Below are 1,063 nucleotides of genomic sequence, written 5' to 3' on the forward strand. Positions count from 1 at the left end.
CGTCCGGCCGCAGCAGCCGCAGCCCCTCGTACCCCGCGGCGGCCGTCCCCAGGCCGTACACGTTGTGCGCCTCGCGACGGTCGCCGCCCCGCCCCTCCAAGGCGTGCCGCGCCGAACGAGGCAGCGCCGCATCCCCGAACGACACCAGCTCCGCCCCCGACGCGTACACCTCGTCGGCGGAGTCCGCCTTCACCGCCGGACCCACGACCGACACCAGCCGCACCCCGTCCTCGGCCAGATCCTTGGCAAGGCGGGGAAGCTCCGGAAACCGCGTCCGGTCCGCGCCGGCCACCTGGTGCGCGTCGGAGTGGTCGACGTCCAAATGAACGGCGTCGAGCGGAAGTTCACGTTCTCGGTACCCCGCGACGACCCGCCGCACCTCCTGCTCACCGCCGAACCCCCGCCGCGCGTGCTGATGTCCGAGCGCCCACGACGGCGGCAGCGCGGGCGCCCCCGTCAGCGAAGCGAAAACCTGCAGCACGCGCGCGGGGGGACCGACCACCACCCAGCACCGCAACGGCCCGCCGTCCATCCGCAGCTCGCTCGACGCCGCCCGGTCGTGCCCCGAACCCGCACCCTCCTCGCCCTCGCGCAACCACACCGAGCCGTCCCACGAGTTGTCGTGGAACACCAGGTGCGTGCCCACATCGGCCACCACCAACTGCACCGGCATCGTCAGCGACAACGGATCGCCCCCCGGCCCGGACACACCGCGCGGGCCGGTGTTCCACAACCGGTACGACCCGTCCCGCAGCCGCGGCCCACCGGCCCTGCCGCCGAGCCCGAAGAACCGTGCGTCCGCGGCCACTTCGGACCGCTGCAACCACCGCGCCGCCCCGCCCGAAACCGGCTCCCACCAGCGCGGCGGCAGATCCCGGCGCAGCACCACCCCGCCCGGAGTGCGCACCTCCACGGCGCCGTGCCGCGACACCACGACCGTCACGCGCTCCGACACGACCCGCCAGCCGCCGTCCTTGTCCGGCTCCAGGACGGCCCGAGGATCCGCCTCAGGACCCGCACCGACCACCGCGTACGACGGCTCGGGACCCGCGCCGTCCCAGCC

Annotated in this window: 1 protein-coding gene; it reads right to left on the reverse strand. The window is 74.9% G+C overall.

Annotated elements, in window-relative coordinates:
* Nucleotides 1–1,063 (reverse strand): TIM-barrel domain-containing protein (locus tag GUY60_RS37805; RefSeq protein WP_281368685.1); only part of this gene is annotated, 1,063 nt, incomplete at both ends.

Origin of the sequence: Streptomyces boluensis, from assembly GCF_009908195.1 — a bacterium.
GTDB classification, from domain to species: Bacteria; Actinomycetota; Actinomycetes; order Streptomycetales; family Streptomycetaceae; genus Streptomyces; species Streptomyces boluensis.